Below are 2,150 nucleotides of genomic sequence, written 5' to 3'. Positions count from 1 at the left end.
GGGCGCGCGCGTGCCCGCCCATGTGGTGGCGCAAGGCTTCATCTTGCTGTCTACCCTGGACGACGCGGCGCTGGATGCCTGGATAGCCGCGCACGACTTTGCGGGCTTCACTGGCTCCACCCTGATCAACCCGGCGGCCTTTCGCGACAGCGTGGTGGCGGCCCGTGCCGTGGACTACTGGCACGCCGACCAGTACCTCGACTTTGGCCTCAGCGGCCTGGCCGTGGCCCTGAAGGACCGCAAAGGCCGCTGCCAGTACGCCCTGAGCGTGACCGTGCAGCGGCAGATGTACCCCGGTGGCCAAATGGTGGCCAAACTGCTGCCGATCCTGCGGGAAGTGGCCGAGGCCTTACGGCCTGTGTTGTAATAAATTACAAGCTTTTTAGGCCTCTGGCGCAGACAGCACCTGCGCTGGCAGCTATTTATTTAATAGTAAAGTTCACTTCACACTCTCTTCACAGCCCGCCTTTAAGCTGGGGCTTCTGGCCGTTTCGGCAGTTTTTGCAGTTTTGGCCTCTGGTCCATAATTTGCCCGCCCTCTCTTTCACCCCAGCCCCGGCTTTCGCCGGGTGCTGCGCGACCCAGGTTCCATGACCCTACACACACCCCACACTCCCCCCCCTCGCACCCAATCCGGCAAACTCTGGCTCACAGCCCTGTGGGTATGCGTCGGCCTGGGCCTGATCGGCGGCCTGCTCATCGCCATTGCCGCCGCCTGGTATTACCCCAGCCTGCCCGACCTCGACAAGGTGACCCGCTACCAGCCGCAGCAGGCGATGCAGGTTTACACCAGCGACGGGGTGGAGATTGCGCAGTTTGGCTCCGAGCGGCGGGTGTTTTTGCCCATCGCCCAGATCCCACCGCTAATGCAAGAAGCCGTGCTGGCGATTGAAGACACGCGCTTTCGCGAACACAACGGCATCGACCCCATCGGCGTGCTGCGGGCGGTGGTGTCCAACCTCACCGGGGGGGTGCGCCAAGGGGCATCCACCATCACCCAGCAGGTGGCGCGCAACTTCTTTTTAAGCAACCGCAAGACGGCCGAGCGCAAGTTCAAAGAGGCCATGCTGGCGCTGAAGATCGAAAGGTCCCTGACCAAGGACCAGATTCTGGAGCTCTACATGAACCAGATCTACCTGGGCCACCGTGCCTACGGCTTTGGCGCGGCCTCACAGGTGTACTTTGGCAAGCCGCTGGCCGATCTGTCGATTGCCGAAATGGCCATGCTGGCCGGGCTGCCGCAGAACCCAGCCTACGCCAACCCCATCACCAACCTGGAACGCGCCACCCGCCGCCAGCAACTGGTGCTGGGCCGCATGTTGAGCGTGGGGGTTATTTCGCAGGCGCAGTTCGACACGGCCACCGCGCAAAAGCTGGTGATCCGCTCGCCGCTGCAGGTGCCCGTACATGCCGAATACGTGGCCGAGATGGCCCGCCAGGCGGTGTTTGAACGCTACGGCCAGCAGGCCTATTCGCAGGGCATCAAGGTGACCACTTCGCTGGTCTCCACCGACCAGCAGGCCGCCTATGCCGCCCTGCGCCGCGGCGTGCTGGCCTTTGACCGCAAGCTGCCTTACCGGGGCCCCGAAGACCTTGAAGAACTGCCCAGCGACCCGGCCGAAGAAGATGCCGCCGCCGCCCTGGCTTTGAAGGACTACAACGACGACGAAGACCTGCGCGTGGCCATCGTGCTGCTGGCCAGCCCCCAGGCCGTAGTGGCCCGCCTGGCCACCGGTGAAACGCTGCAGCTCAAGGGCGAGGGCCTGCGCTGGGCGCAAACCGCACTCAATGCCAAGGCCAACGCCACCCTGGCCATCAAGCGCGGGGCCATCATCCGGGTCCAGAACTTAGAGGGAAAAACCGGCTGGGCGATCTCGCAATGGCCCGAAGTGCAGAGCGCCCTGGTGGCGCTCACCCCCACCACGGGCCGGGTGCGGGCGCTGGTGGGCGGTTTTGATTTTTCTGAACAGCAGTTCAACCACGTCACCCAGGGCTGGCGGCAGCCGGGCTCCAGCTTCAAACCGTTTTTGTACTCCGCCGCCATCGACAAGGGCGTAATGCCCTCCACCGTGGTCAACGACGGCCCGCTCGACTTGCCCGGCGTGAACGGCGGCCCGGGCTGGAACCCGCAAAACGACGACGGCCAGTTC

At 64.3% G+C, this 2,150-nt stretch carries 2 protein-coding genes; both read left to right on the top strand.

Annotated elements, in window-relative coordinates; genetic code table 11:
* The coding region (locus tag ABI213_RS09510; protein ID WP_348026859.1) for an IclR family transcriptional regulator C-terminal domain-containing protein at positions 1-367 on the top strand (367 nt) is incomplete at its 5' end.
* A 223-nt stretch (positions 368-590) separates the two neighbouring features.
* On the top strand, positions 591-2,150 hold a 1,560-nt coding region (locus tag ABI213_RS09505; protein ID WP_348026857.1), incomplete at its 3' end, for a transglycosylase domain-containing protein.

It is taken from the genome of Rhodoferax sp. (assembly GCF_039922535.1).
In the GTDB taxonomy this organism is placed as follows: Bacteria; Pseudomonadota; Gammaproteobacteria; order Burkholderiales; family Burkholderiaceae_C; genus Rhodoferax_B.
This window is presented reverse-complemented; position numbering and strand designations above follow the sequence as displayed.